A 15,232-nucleotide genomic window follows, 5' to 3' on the forward strand; every position below is an offset into this window, starting at 1 on the left:
TCCCGCAGGGACAAGGTTTACGCTGAGGCCTTATGCACAAAAAGGATATGAATATGCAACGTCGTCATTTTCTGAAGCTGACTGCTGCTCTCAGCGCGGCAGGTGCCCTGCCCCTGTGGAGCCGCTCATTGATGGCCGCCACGCGCCCTTTATTGCCGATCCCCGCGCTGCTGGAAGCGGATGCGCACGGCACCTATAACCTTATCGCTCAGGCAGGCACCAGCCAGTGGAACGGCAAAGCGGTGCCGACCTGGGGTTACAACGGTAGCCTGCTCGGCCCCGCCATTGCCTTGCAGCGCGGTAAACCGGTGAACGTCAATATCCATAACCGTCTGCCGGAAGCGACGACCGTCCACTGGCACGGGCTGGAAGTGCCCGGTGCGGTGGATGGGGGGCCTCAGGCGGTCATCGCGCCCGGAGCAACCCGGCAGGTGAGTTTTACCCCGGATCAACCCGCAGCGACCTGCTGGTTTCATCCCCACCTGCATGGCAAAACCGGCCATCAGGTCGCTCAGGGGCTGGCTGGACTGGTGCTGCTTCAGGATGACGCATCCGACAAATTGCGCCTGCCCATCCAGTGGGGCGTTGACGATGTCCCCCTGATTTTCCAGGACAAGCAGCTAACGAAAGATGGCAGCCGCATTGATTATCAACTGGATATTATGCGCGCGGCAGTGGGTTGGTTCGGCGATATGATGCTGACCAACGGCGCGCAATATCCACAACATGCGGTGCCTCGCGGCTGGTTGCGCCTGCGTCTGCTGAATGGATGTAACGCCCGTTCACTGCATATCGCCACCAGCGATAAACGTCCGTTATATGTGATTGGCAGCGACGGTGGTTTGCTGGCGGAACCGGTGAAGGTGGAGAGTCTGCCGCTACTGCCAGGCGAACGTTTTGAAGTGATGGTCGATACTTCCGACGGTAACGCCTTTGATATGGTGACGCTGCCGGTGACACAGATGGGTATGATGCTGGCCCCGTTCGATCAGCCGCTGCCGTTGGTGAACATCCTGCCGCTGCGTGTCATGGCGAGCGGCGCGTTGCCGGATAAGCTGGTGGATCTGCCGCCAGTGCCCGCGACTGAGGGGCTACAAACCCGTTGGTTGCAACTGATGATGGACCCGCAGCTCGACAGCCAGGGGATGCAGGCGTTGATGGATCGCTATGGGGCAAAAGCGATGGGTAATCATCACGGCATGGCCATGCCAGCCGACAAAAAGCCGATGGACATGAAGATGGACATGGGCGGCATGCAGATGGATCACGGCAACATGGCGATGGATCACAGCGGCCATGCTAAGGCTGCGCCGGGTTACGATTTTCATAATGGGAACAAAATCAATGGCGTTGCCTTTGATATGGCGAAGCCGATGTTCGGTGCGAAACTTGGCAGCATGGAGAAATGGACCATCTCAGGCGAAGGCGACAGCATGCTGCACCCGTTCCATATCCACGGCACCCAGTTCCGTATTCTGTCAGAAAATGGCAAGCCACCGGCTCCACACCGCCAGGGCTGGAAAGATATGGTCAGCGTCGATGGCTGGCGCAGTGAGGTGTTGGTGCGCTTCAACTATGTTGCCAGCGCTGAACATGCCTACATGGCGCACTGTCACCTTTTGGAACATGAAGACACCGGCATGATGCTGGGCTTTACCGTGACTTAACTGGCTAACGCCTGCCGGATATCTTCAATTAAATCATCGGCATGTTCGATGCCGATGGATAATCGCACGGTGGCGTCAGTGATACCAATACGCTGACGTACTTCGGCGGCGACACCGGAATGGGTGGTGCTGGCCGGATGGCTGGCGAGTGATTCGGTGCCGCCGAGGCTCACCGCCAGTTTGAACAACTTCAGGGCGTTGAGGAAACGGAAAGCGGCAGGCTGACCGCCGCGAATATCAAAAGAGAAGGTGGAACCTGCGCCAAAGCACTGACGACGATAGGTTTCCCCGGCGCTGCTGTTTTTATCGAGGAAGGGGAGCCAGTACAACTTCTCCACCTGCGGTTGATCGCGCAGAAACGCCGCCACTAACGCTGCGTTGTGCGCGGCTTTCTCCATCCGCAACGACAATGTTTCCAGCGAACGGCCAATCATCCAACTGGAGTGAGGATCAAGCTGGGTACCAATGGCGCTGCGCAGCGACCGTACCTGATCAATCAACGCTTTTCTACCCAGTACCGCACCGGCAATCAGGTCAGAGTGACCGCCGACATATTTGGTCAGGGAATAGAGCGACAGGTCAGCACCCTGTTCCAGCGGGCGCTGAAAAATCGGGCCGAGCAGGGTGTTATCACAGGCAATAATCGGACGGGAACCCTGGTGCTGAGCAATCACCTCGGCGACTTCCACCATCAATTCAATATCCACCAGACTGTTGGTGGGGTTGGCGGGGGTTTCAATCAAAATCAACGCCACGCGTCCACGTTGCCAGGCCAGTTTAGCGGCTTCGTGGACTTTCTCTTCATCGGTGCCATCGCTAAAACCAACGGCTTTGATTTCGAGATTATGCAGCGTCTTGCTGAGCAGGGTTTCGGTGCCGCCGTACAGCGGCTGTGAATGCAAAATCACCTCACCTGGCCGGGCAAAGGTCAGCAAGGTGGTGGCAATCGCCGCCATCCCGGAAGAGAACAGGGCGGCGCGTTCGGCTCCTTCGTAAATTGCCAGCCGATCTTCAACAATTTCGCTATTGGGATGATTAAAGCGTGAGTAGACCAGGCCGCTGCTTTTGCCTTCGGGCGGTTCCCGGCGTCCGGCGACGAAATCAAAAAAATCCTTCCCCTCTTCGGCGCTGTTAAACACGAAGGTGGAGGTGAGGAATACCGGTGGCTTAACTGCCCCTTCCGACAGGCGTGGATCGTAACCGTAATTCAGCATTTGTGTTTCGGGATGGAGCGAAGAGGTACCAGGCGGCGATTTTTTGCTGGATGAAGAGGTCATAACGTCTCCGGTTAGCAGGGTGCTTTTTATACAGTTAACGTCAGAGCAATATTTTTCGCCACGGTAACGTTTGCGTTGTGTGCGCGGCGTCAGCGCTTAATTGGACTATGATAGACTGCGTGGCTTTCTTAAGACACCTAACCGGGCTGAATGCAATGAAACACACCGTCGACGTGATGATCTCTGAGCAGGAGATCGCAACCCGTATTGCCGAGCTGGGCAAACAGATTAGCGACCATTACCGTAACAGCGGCCGTGAAATGGTGCTGGTCGGGCTGTTACGCGGTTCCTTTATGTTTATGGCCGATCTGTGCCGCACCATTGAGGTGCCGCACGAAGTCGACTTTATGACCGCCTCCAGCTACGGCAGCGGCATGTCCAGTACCCGTGATGTGAAGATCCTGAAAGATCTCGATGAAGATATTCGCGGGAAAGACGTGCTGATCGTCGAAGACATCATCGATTCCGGCAACACCCTGAGCAAAGTGCGCGAGATCCTGCGTCTGCGCGAGCCACACTCGCTGGCGATCTGTACCCTGCTGGACAAGCCGGAACGTCGTGAAGTGGATGTCACCGTTGAATATGTTGGCTTCGCCATCCCGGACGAATTTGTGGTGGGTTTTGGTATCGACTACGCCCAGCGCTATCGTCATCTGCCGTACATCGGCAAAGTGGTGCTGCTCGACGAGTAACCGCACAATCTTCCAAGGCTAACCTTTCCCGCCTGCGATAAGATGCGCCACCCGTCGGCCAGTGGCTGACGGGTGGCGCTGCACGCGTTTCCCCCGCGCTGCGCTGAGTGGTAACATAATCTCTGCTAAACTCCTTTAAATTCACGACTTTTATCACCTGGTCACTCATTTCTGATTACAACAAGGTATGGATTCGCAATGACTTATGCACTGGAACTTTCCGGGCTGACCAAGACCTATCCCGGCGGCGTACAGGCGCTGAAAGGGATCGATCTCAGCGTGGAAGCAGGTGATTTTTATGCCTTACTGGGGCCGAACGGTGCCGGTAAGTCCACTACCATCGGCATTATCAGCTCGCTGGTGAATAAATCTGGCGGCAGCGTGCGGGTGTTCGGCTATGACCTGGAAAAGGATGTGGTCAATGCCAAGCGCCAGCTGGGACTGGTGCCGCAGGAATTTAACTTCAACCCGTTTGAAACCGTATTACAGATTGTGGTTAATCAGGCCGGTTATTACGGTGTGGAACGTCGTGAAGCGAATATCCGCGCCGAAAAATACCTGAAACAACTCGATCTGTGGGGCAAGCGCAACGAACGTGCGCGTATGTTGTCTGGCGGGATGAAACGCCGCCTGATGATTGCCCGCGCGCTGATGCACGAACCCAAGCTGCTGATCCTCGATGAGCCAACCGCGGGTGTCGATATCGAACTGCGTCGCTCCATGTGGGTGTTCCTGAAGGAGCTGAATGCGCAGGGCACCACCATCATTCTGACCACCCATTACCTGGAAGAGGCGGAAATGCTGTGCCGTAATATCGGCATTATCCAGAGCGGTGAGCTGGTGGAAAACACCTCGATGAAAGGTTTGCTCTCTAAGCTGCAATCCGAAACCTTTATCCTCGATTTAGCGCCGCGCAGTCCGCTGCCGAAGTTGGAAGGTTTCCAGTATCGTCTCGTCGATACCTCGACGCTGGAAGTTGAGGTGATGCGTGAGCAGGGGCTGAACAGCGTTTTCAGTCAGCTTAGCGCGCAGGGTGTTCAGGTATTGAGTATGCGAAACAAAGCTAACCGCCTTGAGGAGCTGTTTGTCAGCCTGGTGCAGGGAAAAACAGGAGCCAAAGCATGACGCATTTATATTGGGTGGCGCTCAAGAGCATCTGGACCAAAGAGATCAACCGTTTTGCCCGCATCTGGATTCAGACGCTGGTGCCACCGGTGATCACCATGACGCTGTATTTCATCATCTTCGGCAACCTGATTGGATCGCGCATCGGTGATATGCATGGTTTTAGTTACATGCAATTTATCGTGCCGGGTCTGATCATGATGGCGGTAATCACCAACGCCTACGCTAACGTGGCCTCCTCGTTTTTCAGCGCCAAGTTTCAGCGCAACATTGAAGAACTGCTGGTGGCACCGGTGCCGACGCACATTATCATCGCCGGGTATGTCGGTGGTGGTGTGGCGCGTGGTGTCTGTGTCGGGATCCTGGTGACAGCGATATCGTTGTTCTTCGTGCCTTTCCAGGTCTATTCGTGGACGATGGTGGCGGTTACGCTGCTGCTGACGGCGATTCTGTTCTCGCTGGCCGGTTTGCTGAACGCGGTATTTGCCCGCACCTTTGACGATATCAGCTTGATTCCGACCTTCGTGTTGACGCCGTTGACCTATCTTGGTGGGGTGTTCTATTCGCTGGCGCTGCTGCCGCCATTCTGGCAGGCGGTGTCTAAGCTGAATCCGATCGTGTATATGATCAGTGGCTTCCGCTACGGTTTCCTTGGCATCCATGATGTACCGCTGGAGCTGACCCTGTCAGTGCTGGTGGCGTTTATCGTGGTGTTTTACGCGCTGGTGTATGTATTGATACAGCGTGGGCGAGGACTGCGAAGCTAAGGCAGAACTGTGACGTAGCGGCGCGATAAATCGCGCCGCTACAATGCTATCAGGCGACCTGCACCGGCAGCGCTTTTGCGATGCGCTTCATCTCGTTATCGCCCTCAAAATAGGCCACTTTGGGCTGCCAGCTACGGGCAACTTCATCCTCCACCTGCACATAAGAACAGATGATCATGATGTCGCCTTCACAGGCGCAGCGTGCGGCAGCACCGTTGACGGAGATAATCTTTGAGCCACGCTCAGCGGCAATGGCGTAGGTGGAAAAACGCTGGCCGTTGGTGACGTTGTAGATGTCGATGGCTTCATATTGCAGAATGCCAGAGGCATCCAGAAAGTCCTGGTCAATGGCGCAGGAACCTTCGTAATTCAAGTCTGCCTGGGTCACTTTGACGCGATGCAGCTTGCCCTGTAATACGGTACGAATCATAGCGGTATAACCTTATAAAAATGATCCCTTACTGGGTCAGATCCACTTGCTGATTATCAATCAGACGGGCGTTGCCCAGCCAGGCAGCCATCAGAATCACGGCTCGTTGGCTATCGACGGTCAGCGGCTGGAGCGTTTCGGCATCGCAAATCGCCAGACCATCCGGGCGGAAACCTTTCTCACGCAGCGCCTGTTCGGCAGTCTCGATAATCTCTTCGACATGGCGCTCGCCATTGTTGAGACGCTCGGCCATAGCGTTCATCACCTGGCTTAAACCGGGTGCCAGTTTACGCTCATCGGCGGTGAGATAACCATTGCGCGAACTGAGCGCCAGGCCATCTTTGGCACGTACCGTTGGCACACCGACAATCTCGATGTCGAAGCCCATATCCGCCACCATTTTGCGGATGATAGCCAATTGCTGAAAATCCTTTTCACCGAAACAGGCGATATTGGGTTGCACCAGGTTGAACAGCTTGCTGACGATGGTAGAGACGCCACGGAAGTGGCCCGGACGGCTGGCGCCTTCCAGCAGCGATGACAGTCCCGGCACTTCAACAAAGGTTTGGGTGTCCAGGCCTTTGGGATAGACATCAGCCGGTGCAGGAGCGAATACCAGGTCCACGCTGTGGCGATTCAGTTTTTCGCAGTCGTCCTGCAAAGTACGCGGATAGCGCGCTAAATCGTCGGGACGATCGAATTGCATCGGGTTCACAAAAATCGACACCACCACGATATCGGCGCGCTCACGCGCAGCATCGACCAGTGTTAAGTGTCCATCGTGCAGGTTGCCCATGGTAGGCACCAGCGCGATACGTTTGCCTTCCTGCCGCCAGCGACGAATCTCGCGACGCAGCATCGGCAGTGTTTCAATGATCAGCACTGCACATCTCCTGATTTACTGGAAACTGTGTTCGGCGGCCGGATAGCTGCCCGCCTCAACTTCGGCAATATAGTGGCGAATCGCCGCGCGAATGTCGCCGGTTTCTGCGAGGAAATTTTTGGCAAACTTCGGGATATGGCCGCCGGTAATGCCAAAGGCATCGTGCATCACCAGAATTTGTCCATCGGTGACATTGCCTGCGCCGATACCGATAACCGGAATCGCCAGCGCTTTGGTGACGCGTTCTGCCAGCGCCACTGGCACGCACTCCAGCACCAGTAACTGCGCACCTGCCGCTTCCAGCGCCAGCGCATCTGCCAGCAGACGTTCTGCACCCGCTTCGTCGCGACCCTGAACTTTATAACCGCCGAAGATGTTCACCGACTGCGGCGTTAAGCCAAGATGACCACATACCGGCACCGCGCGCTCGGTCAGCATCTGCACGGTTTCTGCCAGCCAGGCACCGCCTTCCAGTTTGACCATGTTGGCCCCGGCACGCATCAACTGTGCCGCGTTGTCGAAGGTCTGTGCGGGCGTGGCATAACTCATAAACGGCAGGTCAGCCATCACCAGCGCCTGTGGCGCACCACGACGCACTGCGGCGGTATGATAAGCGATATCGGCGACCGTCACCGGCAGGGTCGATTCATGGCCCTGTACCGTCATGCCGAGCGAATCACCAATCAGCAGCACCTGAATACCTTCGTCGGCAAACAGGCGGGCAAAACTGAAGTCATAGGCCGTCAGCGTGGCAAATTTGCGGCCACTGGCTTTCCACTGGCGTAAATGGGAGATGGTTGTGGGTTTCATCGCACTCTCTCAGTATTTTCTGATGGGCGCAGTGTAATGGATTGACGGTGCCGGTGATATGACTGGCGTGCGATTTTACCGGGTTATTCAGGGGATATCAGACCAGAAACGAATAGCAGCGCTTTGGTCGAGCGCCGCCAGCACCGGGGCTAACGGGGTGCCATCGGGTAAGGTCTGCTGAGGGGAGATCTCCAGCAGCGGCAGCAGCATAAACGCGCGGTTGTGCATGTCATAATGCGGTACCGTCAGGCGTGGCGTGTTAATCACCGCATCGCCAAACAGCAGGATATCCAGATCGAGGGTGCGGGGTCCCCAACGCTCGGCTTTGCGCACCCGGCCATGTTCCAGCTCAATGCGCTGGGTATGGTCAAGCAAGGTTTCTGCGGGCAAATCTGTCTCCAGCGCCACCACTGCGTTGAGGTAATCCGGTTGATCCGGTGGGCCGTAGGGTGGGGTGCGGTACAACGACGACGTGGCAACGCGGGTGGTGTGCGGCAGTGCATCCAGCGCCGCCAGCGCTGCATCAACCTGATGCAGCGGGTCGGCGAGGTTACTGCCTAAAGCGAGATAGACGCGGGTCATGGCGCGCTGTTGCTGCGTGGGGCAGCAGGACGGCGACGAGGACGACGTGGTTTACGGCGTGGTGCCGGATCGTCGCCCAGCGTATTCAGCATGTTTTTCTGCGTCGTCGGGGCGGCGGCCTGGAATTCCCCCCACCACTGCGTCAGACGTTGTAGCTCCGGGTTGTTTTCCACTTCGGCACGCAGCGCCAGCAGGTCATAGGCCGCGCGGAACTTAGGATGTTCCATCAGCTTCCACGCACGTTTGCCGTGGCGACGCGACATACGCAGTTGTAACTGCCAGATATCACGAATCAGCGTGGTGATGCGCTTCGGAATCGCCAGCGCGCGGCAGGCTTCATCCAGCGTTTCGTTCATCGCCAGAGCAAAGGCATCGTAATAGGTCAGGCCGCTTTCCTGGGCGATTTGTTCGGCAGATTCCAGCTGCGGATACCAGAACATCGCGGCAAACAGGAACGCCGGATTGACGCGCATATCATTCTGTAGGCGGGTATCGGTGTTTTTCAGCACCTGTGCCAGCATGCGCTCCATCGGGCTGTCGCTGTGTTCGGTGAAGCCACGCGTCAACGTCGGGAACAGCGGCTGGAACAGTTGATACTCACGCATCATCTGATAGGTGCGGTAGCCATAACCGGCTTGCAGCAGCTTGAGTGACTCTTCGAACAGGCGTGCGGGCGGAATGTCATGCAGCAGGGTGGCAAGACGCGGAATCGGCTCGGCAGTCTCCGGCGCAATACGCATATCCAGCTTGGCGGCAAAACGCACCACGCGCAGCATACGCACCGGGTCTTCGCGATAGCGCGTTTCCGGATCGCCAATCAGGCGAATGATGCCTTGCTGCAAATCCTGCAAACCGCCGACATAATCGCGCACCGTAAAATCGGCCACGCTGTAGTACAGGCTGTTGATGGTGAGGTCACGACGCTGGGCATCATCTTCGATGCTGCCGAAGATGTTATCGCGCAGCAGCATACCGTTTTGCCCGCGCTGTGAGCTGTTGCGATCTTCTTCGCCTTCATCCATCTGATGATGGCCACGGAAAGTGGCAACTTCGATCACTTCCGGCCCGAACATGACATGGGCCAGGCGGAAACGGCGTCCCACCAGACGGCAGTTGCGGAACAATTTGCGCATCTGCTCCGGGGTCGCGTTAGTGGTGACATCGAAATCTTTTGGTTTCTTACCCAACAGTAAATCGCGCACACCGCCGCCTACCAGGTAGGCTTCGTAACCGGCTTTGTTCAGGCGATAGAGCACTTTGAGGGCATTTTCGCTGATATCTTTGCGTGAGATGTTGTGGCTTTCACGGGGAATGACGGTCATCAGACTTTCGGTTTCCACCTCTTCAGGCACCTCCTCGTCACGCTTGAGGACTCTCCGGCAAAAATTAGCGACTCGGGTAAAAATGGGACACCTCGACAGTGACATTAATGGTGTTGGTAAAATCAGCGGCTAATCATAGCTTGTTGCGAACCATTTGAGAATGGCGTTGTCGTTTCATCCGGCTTCAGGGCGTTTTCCTGTGGGATCAGACGGATATTCCACCGGGCGACCGCCTGTTTTAACAGGGTTTCCAGCGATTCATCCTGCCATCCTTCAGATACCGGTTGACCCAAAAAGTTTAACGCCTGAACCAGTAACGGTCGCGCATCGCCCGCGGGTAGCGCGGGGGCATGGTTCTGCTTGGACAGTTTGTTGCCATCGGTATTCACCGCCAGCGGCAAATGCAGATACGCAGGGACTGGCCAGCCAAACTGTTGATACAGGGCTACCTGGCGCACCGTTGGTTCAATCAAATCCGCGCCGCGAACAATCTCGCTGACACCCTGAAAATGGTCATCTACCACCACCGCCAGGTTATAGGCAAACAGACCATCACGGCGGTGAATAATAAAATCTTCCTCTGCCAGCCGGGTATCAGCAACCAGATGACCGCGCAGACGATCGTCAAAGCCATACACCGGCGTATGCTGGCGCAGGCGTAGCGCGGCATGGTGTGATCCGAGCTGCAAATCGCGGCAATGACCATCATAAAAACCGCCCAACTGCTGAATACGGCTGCGCGTACAGGTGCAAAAATAGCTCTGGCGCTGCTCGCGTAGCCAGTTTAAGGCTTCACGGTATGCCTCATGGCGCTGCGACTGCCACAACACTTCGCCATCCCAATGCAATCCATATTGCTCCAACTGCTGCAAAATGCGGCTGGCGGCACCGGGCACTTCACGCGGTGGATCGATATCTTCGATACGCACCAGCCAACGCCCTTGTTGTGCACGCGCACTCAGGTAGCTGCCTGTTGCAGCAATCAGCGAGCCAAAATGAAGTTCACCAGAGGGAGAGGGGGCGAAACGCCCAATGCAGGGAAGATTAGACATTTTTTAATGTGCACCGCACGGCGGGAAAACAGTGGTTTTCCCTGCTGTGCGGCGACAGTCTGTTCACGGCCATTAGCCAGCCATCTGCTTCTCGCGGATTTCTGCCAGCGTCTTGCAGTCAATGCAGAGATCGGCGGTCGGACGCGCTTCCAGACGACGAATACCAATTTCAACACCGCAGGATTCGCAGTAGCCGAAATCGTCATCTTCCACTTTCTTCAGCGTCTTCTCGATCTTTTTGATCAGCTTACGCTCGCGATCGCGGTTACGCAGTTCCAGACTGAATTCCTCTTCCTGCGCGGCACGGTCAACCGGATCCGGGAAGTTGGCAGCTTCGTCCTGCATATGCGACACAGTACGGTCGACTTCATCCCTGAGTTGATTGCGCCAGGCTTCCAGAATCTTGCGGAAATGGCTCAGCTGGGCTTCGTTCATATACTCTTCGCCCGGTTTCTCCTGATACGGCTCCACCCCAGCGATGGCGAGGATACTCAGGGACGATGTTTTACGGTTTTGCCCTTCTTGCATGTTGTTTCTCCTGGATAACACGCACCACCCGTCATATGTCAAGTTCCAGCATGTTGGCTGCGCTGATGCTGGCGGCCGGTCTGCAACTTGCATTACTTAGGGTATATCGATTCCCAACAGGGAAAAAAACAGGCCGCTATAAATAGCAGAAGCAATCAAGGTTGGCAATTATTCATGATCACACCTTGACAAGCCTGTGAGGAACAGCGTATTCAGCGCACCGCTCAGAACATTCCTATCACAACAAATTGCTAAGAATATTACAACTCTACCCTTATCGGCTGCGTCAGTAACATTTTTAGCGGTGATATGTGAGCCTGATACGCCAATACTTCCACGCCACACCGTTGCGCCTGTACCAGTAGTTCTGCATATATCGCGTCGATATGGCGCGCCGGGGAAACGTCCTCAATCCCCGTGTGCAAAACGGCAAACAACAAAACGGCCCGATGACCCTCTGCCACGATATGTCGCAGTTCGCGCAGATGCTTTTGCCCGCGGGCCGTCACCGCATCCGGAAAATAGCCTTTACCATGCTGTAAAAGGGTGACGGACTTGACTTCAATATAGCAGTTCGATCTGCCCTTCGCTTGTAGCAGGAAGTCAATTCGGCTTTTTTCCGTGCCATATTTCACTTCAGACTGGCAGTGGTCATAAGAGGAAAATTCTGGAATTACACCGAGATTTATCGCTTCTTTCACCAGTTGATTGGCGCGCAGCGTATTGACGCAGATCCAGTGTCCCTGCTGGGTTTCGGTCAGTTCCCAACTGTGAGGATATTTACGTGTGGGGCTGTCGGACGTGGAATACCACACGGTATCGCCAGGCGTGGCGCAACCGGTCATCGCGCCAGTATTGGCACAGTGGATGGTCAGCGTCTCACCTTCCGGGGTGATGACATCCGCTAAGAAACGCTTATATCGGGCGATTAAACGGGCCGGTTTAAGTGGCGGGGAGAAATGCATTCAGTCTCCTGTCGGGGTGGATAACGGCCAGCGGGCCAGCACCTGATAGCGGGTTTGGCCCTTTTCGAAGCGCGAGGAGCATAAGACGAAATGGCTCACATCCAGACGCCAGTGAAAGCCGCGCGGCGGAAGGGCAACTTTATGGGCCGCGTTGCGCAGCAAGGTGACATGCGGGTGAAACGATGGCGCGCTTTGCGCACAGCCGTGTCGTGCCGCCTGGGCGCGCAGCAGATTGGCCAGTTGCAGCAAACCGCGTGGCGGGCGCTGGCAACCCAGCCACACTACGCCAGGACGGGGCCAGTGTCCGGCATCATCCAGATCGATAGCAAAACCCGGCTGGCTAATCCGTCCGGCGAGTTGTTGCAGGCGCAGCGAGGTTTCATCACTGACTTCACCGAGGAACGCCAGCGTCAGATGCAGATTGGCTGCCGCTATCGGGCGCCCGGCGTCTTCGGCAAAGTTTTCGGCTCGCCAGCGTACCAGCTCCTGCTGCAAAGGCGCAGGCAGTTCGAGAGCAAAAAACAGACGTTGGGTGGTCATCGTAGCCTCCGATAATCCGCGCTGGGTGGTACAATGCGCGCCATCTTAGCACAGGCAGAAAGGGAGTTGAGTTTGAGTGAATTACCGGTAAGCGAGGTACTTCCTGAGCTGCTGACCGCGCTGGCGCAAGCGCCACAGGTATTACTGGCAGCACCGACCGGCGCAGGCAAATCCACCTGGTTACCGTTGCAGTTGTTGCAACAGGCGCAACTGCCCGGTCGCATCATTATGCTGGAGCCACGGCGGCTTGCCGCGCGCAACGTGGCGCAGCGGCTGGCGGAGCTGCTCGGTGAACAACCGGGCGGCACGGTGGGGTACCGGATGCGGGGTGAAAACTGCTGCGGGGCGAACACCCGGCTGGAGGTGGTCACCGAAGGTATCCTGACGCGCATGTTGCAGCGCGATCCGATGCTGGACGGTGTTTCGCTGGTGATCCTCGATGAATTCCACGAACGCAGTTTGCAGGCCGATCTGGCGTTAGCGCTGTTGCTGGATGTGCAACAGGGGCTGCGCGAGGATCTGAAGATTCTGCTGATGTCGGCGACGCTGGATAATGATCGCCTGCGTGCGCTGCTACCGGACGCCCCCTTTATTGCTTCGGAAGGTCGTAGCTTTCCAGTGACGCGCCGTTTTGCTTCCCTGAATAATCAGCTGCGCTTTGAAGAGGCGGTGGCGCGTGAAGTGGCGCAGCTGTTACGTGAAGAAACAGGTTCATTGTTGCTGTTCCTGCCTGGCGTGGCGGAGATTGAACGGGTGAAACGTGAACTGGAAGCGCGTGTCAGTGAGGATGTCGATCTTTCTCCTTTATATGGTGCGTTGTCGCTCGACGCGCAGCGGCGAGCGATCCTGCCGTCCCCGCCTGGGCGTCGCAAAGTGGTGTTGGCGACCAATATCGCGGAAACCAGTCTGACCATTGAGGGCATCCGCCTGGTGGTGGACAGCGCGCTGGAACGCACCGCGCAGTTTGAAGTACGCAGCGGTGTCACGCGGCTGCAAACCCAACGCATCAGCCAGGCCTCGATGACGCAACGTGCCGGGCGTGCGGGCAGGCTGGAACCGGGGATCTGTCTGCATTTGCTAGCGCAGGAGCAGGCGCTCCGGGCGGCGGCACAAAGTGAGCCGGAAATCCTGCATAGCGATCTGGCGGCCCTGCAAATGGATTTGCTGCAATGGGGCTGCCCGGATGTGGCGCAACTTCGTTGGCTGGATATGCCACCGGCACGTCACCAGCGTGCGGCACGAACGTTGCTGACCCGCCTGGCGGCGCTGGATGACGCCGGACGCCTGACCGCCGTTGGGCGCAAAATGGCTGAGCTGGGTAGCGATCCGCGTCTGTGCGCCATGCTGTGCGCAGCCGGGCAGAATAAGGATGCCATCGCCAGCGCGGCCTTATTGGTGGCTATTCTCGAAGAGCCGCCACGCAGCGGCAGCGCCGACCTGCGTGATGCGCTGCATCGTCCTCAATCCAGCTGGCAACGGCGCGCCCGTCAGTGGCAACAGCGCCTCAATGTCAGCGGTGGCAACGTTGATGCCGATCTTTTCCCGGCACTGCTGGCCGCCGGGTTTGCCGACCGCCTGGCCCAGCGCCGTGGCAACAGCGCGCGTTATCAACTGGCGAACGGTATCGGGGCGATGCTGGATGAGCAGGATGGCCTGAGCCGCAGCGAATGGCTGATCGCCCCGTCGCTGTTACAAGGGGCCAGCGCTGCCGATGCGCGTATCTTGCTGGCACTGCCGGTGGATATTGAGGCGTTGCGTCAGCAGTGCCCACAACTGGTCGAGCAACGTACCGATGTGGAGTGGGATGAAGAGAAAGGCACGTTGCGTGCCTGGCGGCGTGAAGTCTCGGGTGCGCTGGTCCTGAAAGCACAACCGATGTCACGTCCGGAACCGGAGGTATTGCACGCGGCGATGCTGCGTTGGATCCGTGAGAAAGGTCTGTCGGTGCTGGGCTGGACGCCGGAAGCCGAACAGCTGCGCCTGCGTCTGCACTGCGCCGCACAGTGGTTGCCGGAGGAGGCGTGGCCCGCTTTTGATGACGAGACGCTGTTGGAGTCGCTGGAAGCATGGCTGTTGCCGGAGATGGATGGGGTGCGCGACCTGAAGGGGTTGCAGAACGTCAATCTTGTCAGTGCATTATTACATTTGCTGACATGGTCACAACGTCAGCGGCTGGATACTGTGCTGCCAACTCATTACACTGTGCCGACCGGAAGCCGCCTGCCGATTCGCTATGATGCGGAGAAGCCCCCGGCGCTTGCGGTGCGTATTCAGGAGATGTTTGGTGAAGCCAGCAATCCTGCGGTGGCTGAAGGCCGGATACCGTTGGTACTGGAGTTGTTGTCACCGGCGCACCGGCCGTTGCAGATCACCCGTGACCTGGCGGCGTTCTGGCGTGGGGCATATCCTGAAGTGCAGAAAGAGATGAAAGGGCGTTATCCCAAACATCCCTGGCCGGACGATCCGGCCAACGCCTTACCCACGAGGCGTACCAAGAAATTTTCATCGTGACCTCTGGTGACAATTCAGAGGGTTCTGCCATGCGCGGCACGAGAAAGCAGTTAGAGTAACGGCGCAGCCGTAGCTATACCT

At 57.0% G+C, this 15,232-nt stretch carries 15 protein-coding genes; 5 read left to right on the forward strand and 10 right to left on the reverse strand.

Annotated elements, in window-relative coordinates; translation table 11 throughout:
* The first annotated feature begins 53 nt into the window (after positions 1-53).
* Complete coding sequence (cueO, locus tag AC6I8N_RS03960) at positions 54-1,667, forward strand: multicopper oxidase CueO (protein ID WP_497830093.1); 1,614 nt, start codon at positions 54-56, stop codon at positions 1,665-1,667.
* Here the strand turns inward: cueO and AC6I8N_RS03965 are convergent.
* Positions 1,664-2,944, reverse strand: coding sequence for a cystathionine gamma-synthase family protein (locus AC6I8N_RS03965; protein WP_497830094.1), 1,281 nt, complete (start codon positions 2,942-2,944; stop codon positions 1,664-1,666). The genes cueO and AC6I8N_RS03965 overlap by 4 nt on opposite strands.
* A 155-nt stretch (positions 2,945-3,099) precedes the next feature.
* Here AC6I8N_RS03965 and hpt point away from each other — a divergent pair, with 155 nt between their 5' ends.
* The 3 genes from hpt to AC6I8N_RS03980 all read left to right on the forward strand — a co-directional run bounded on the left by hpt (position 3,100) and on the right by AC6I8N_RS03980 (position 5,528).
* Positions 3,100-3,636 carry a hypoxanthine phosphoribosyltransferase gene (hpt, locus tag AC6I8N_RS03970; RefSeq protein ID WP_021184693.1) on the forward strand — a complete coding sequence of 179 codons (537 nt, stop codon included), beginning with the start codon at positions 3,100-3,102 and terminating at the stop codon, positions 3,634-3,636.
* 198 nt (positions 3,637-3,834) lie between these two features.
* On the forward strand, positions 3,835-4,761 hold the full coding sequence (locus AC6I8N_RS03975) for an ABC transporter ATP-binding protein (RefSeq protein WP_013507912.1): 927 nt from the start codon (positions 3,835-3,837) through the stop codon (positions 4,759-4,761).
* Positions 4,758-5,528 (forward strand): ABC transporter permease, encoded by a 771-nt coding sequence (locus AC6I8N_RS03980; protein ID WP_021184692.1) that lies wholly within the window; start codon positions 4,758-4,760, stop codon positions 5,526-5,528. Before AC6I8N_RS03975 ends, AC6I8N_RS03980 begins: the two co-directional genes overlap by 4 nt.
* A gap of 49 nt (positions 5,529-5,577) precedes the next feature.
* On the opposite strand, the gene panD is transcribed toward AC6I8N_RS03980, so the two are convergent.
* The 9 genes from panD to thpR all read right to left on the reverse strand — a co-directional run bounded on the left by panD (position 5,578) and on the right by thpR (position 12,640).
* Positions 5,578-5,958: an aspartate 1-decarboxylase gene (gene panD, locus AC6I8N_RS03985; protein WP_013507914.1), complete on the reverse strand. Its 381-nt coding sequence runs from the start codon at positions 5,956-5,958 to the stop codon at positions 5,578-5,580.
* 28 nt (positions 5,959-5,986) lie between these two features.
* Positions 5,987-6,841, reverse strand: a complete 855-nt coding sequence (panC, locus tag AC6I8N_RS03990) for a pantoate--beta-alanine ligase (RefSeq protein WP_497830095.1) — start codon at positions 6,839-6,841, stop codon at positions 5,987-5,989.
* Between the two features lie 15 nt (positions 6,842-6,856).
* Entirely contained in the window at positions 6,857-7,651 is a 795-nt protein-coding gene (gene panB / locus AC6I8N_RS03995; protein WP_021184690.1) for a 3-methyl-2-oxobutanoate hydroxymethyltransferase, read from the reverse strand.
* A gap of 87 nt (positions 7,652-7,738) precedes the next feature.
* Entirely contained in the window at positions 7,739-8,233 is a 495-nt protein-coding gene (gene folK / locus AC6I8N_RS04000) for a 2-amino-4-hydroxy-6-hydroxymethyldihydropteridine diphosphokinase (RefSeq protein WP_208724812.1), read from the reverse strand.
* Entirely contained in the window at positions 8,230-9,639 is a 1,410-nt protein-coding gene (gene pcnB, locus AC6I8N_RS04005; protein ID WP_209012101.1) for a polynucleotide adenylyltransferase PcnB, read from the reverse strand. The genes folK and pcnB overlap by 4 nt, the downstream gene beginning before the upstream one ends.
* 38 nt (positions 9,640-9,677) lie before the next feature.
* Positions 9,678-10,607 carry a tRNA glutamyl-Q(34) synthetase GluQRS gene (gene gluQRS / locus AC6I8N_RS04010; protein WP_021184687.1) on the reverse strand — a complete coding sequence of 310 codons (930 nt, stop codon included), beginning with the start codon at positions 10,605-10,607 and terminating at the stop codon, positions 9,678-9,680.
* Positions 10,608-10,679: 72 nt separating this feature from the next.
* Positions 10,680-11,135: an RNA polymerase-binding protein DksA gene (dksA, locus tag AC6I8N_RS04015; protein WP_013507920.1), complete on the reverse strand. Its 456-nt coding sequence runs from the start codon at positions 11,133-11,135 to the stop codon at positions 10,680-10,682.
* A gap of 260 nt (positions 11,136-11,395) precedes the next feature.
* The gene (sfsA, locus tag AC6I8N_RS04020) at positions 11,396-12,100 is read right to left on the reverse strand and encodes a DNA/RNA nuclease SfsA (protein ID WP_497830096.1); all 705 of its coding nucleotides are present in this window, start codon (positions 12,098-12,100) and stop codon (positions 11,396-11,398) included.
* The gene (gene thpR, locus AC6I8N_RS04025; protein WP_021184685.1) at positions 12,101-12,640 is read right to left on the reverse strand and encodes an RNA 2',3'-cyclic phosphodiesterase; all 540 of its coding nucleotides are present in this window, start codon (positions 12,638-12,640) and stop codon (positions 12,101-12,103) included.
* A gap of 33 nt (positions 12,641-12,673) precedes the next feature.
* On the opposite strand from thpR, the gene hrpB reads away from it, so the two are divergent.
* Positions 12,674-15,151 (forward strand): ATP-dependent helicase HrpB, encoded by a 2,478-nt coding sequence (gene hrpB, locus AC6I8N_RS04030; protein ID WP_497830097.1) that lies wholly within the window; start codon positions 12,674-12,676, stop codon positions 15,149-15,151.
* Positions 15,152-15,232: the final 81 nt, after the last annotated feature.

This window comes from Pantoea sp. X-Soil-TKNS-1279, from assembly GCF_059730565.1.

Bases quoted from the DNA above. Each gene is read 5' to 3' on its own strand.
- cueO (WP_497830093.1), top strand. From the start codon at position 54: ATGCAACGTCGTCATTTTCTGAAGCTGACTGCTGCTCTCAGCGCGGCA.
- AC6I8N_RS03965 (WP_497830094.1), bottom strand. From the start codon at position 2,944: ATGACCTCTTCATCCAGCAAAAAATCGCCGCCTGGTACCTCTTCGCTC.
- hpt (WP_021184693.1), top strand. From the start codon at position 3,100: ATGAAACACACCGTCGACGTGATGATCTCTGAGCAGGAGATCGCAACC.
- AC6I8N_RS03975 (WP_013507912.1), top strand. From the start codon at position 3,835: ATGACTTATGCACTGGAACTTTCCGGGCTGACCAAGACCTATCCCGGC.
- AC6I8N_RS03980 (WP_021184692.1), top strand. From the start codon at position 4,758: ATGACGCATTTATATTGGGTGGCGCTCAAGAGCATCTGGACCAAAGAG.
- panD (WP_013507914.1), bottom strand. From the start codon at position 5,958: ATGATTCGTACCGTATTACAGGGCAAGCTGCATCGCGTCAAAGTGACC.
- panB (WP_021184690.1), bottom strand. From the start codon at position 7,651: ATGAAACCCACAACCATCTCCCATTTACGCCAGTGGAAAGCCAGTGGC.
- folK (WP_208724812.1), bottom strand. From the start codon at position 8,233: ATGACCCGCGTCTATCTCGCTTTAGGCAGTAACCTCGCCGACCCGCTG.
- gluQRS (WP_021184687.1), bottom strand. From the start codon at position 10,607: ATGTCTAATCTTCCCTGCATTGGGCGTTTCGCCCCCTCTCCCTCTGGT.
- dksA (WP_013507920.1), bottom strand. From the start codon at position 11,135: ATGCAAGAAGGGCAAAACCGTAAAACATCGTCCCTGAGTATCCTCGCC.
- sfsA (WP_497830096.1), bottom strand. From the start codon at position 12,100: ATGCATTTCTCCCCGCCACTTAAACCGGCCCGTTTAATCGCCCGATAT.
- thpR (WP_021184685.1), bottom strand. From the start codon at position 12,640: ATGACCACCCAACGTCTGTTTTTTGCTCTCGAACTGCCTGCGCCTTTG.
- hrpB (WP_497830097.1), top strand. From the start codon at position 12,674: ATGCGCGCCATCTTAGCACAGGCAGAAAGGGAGTTGAGTTTGAGTGAA.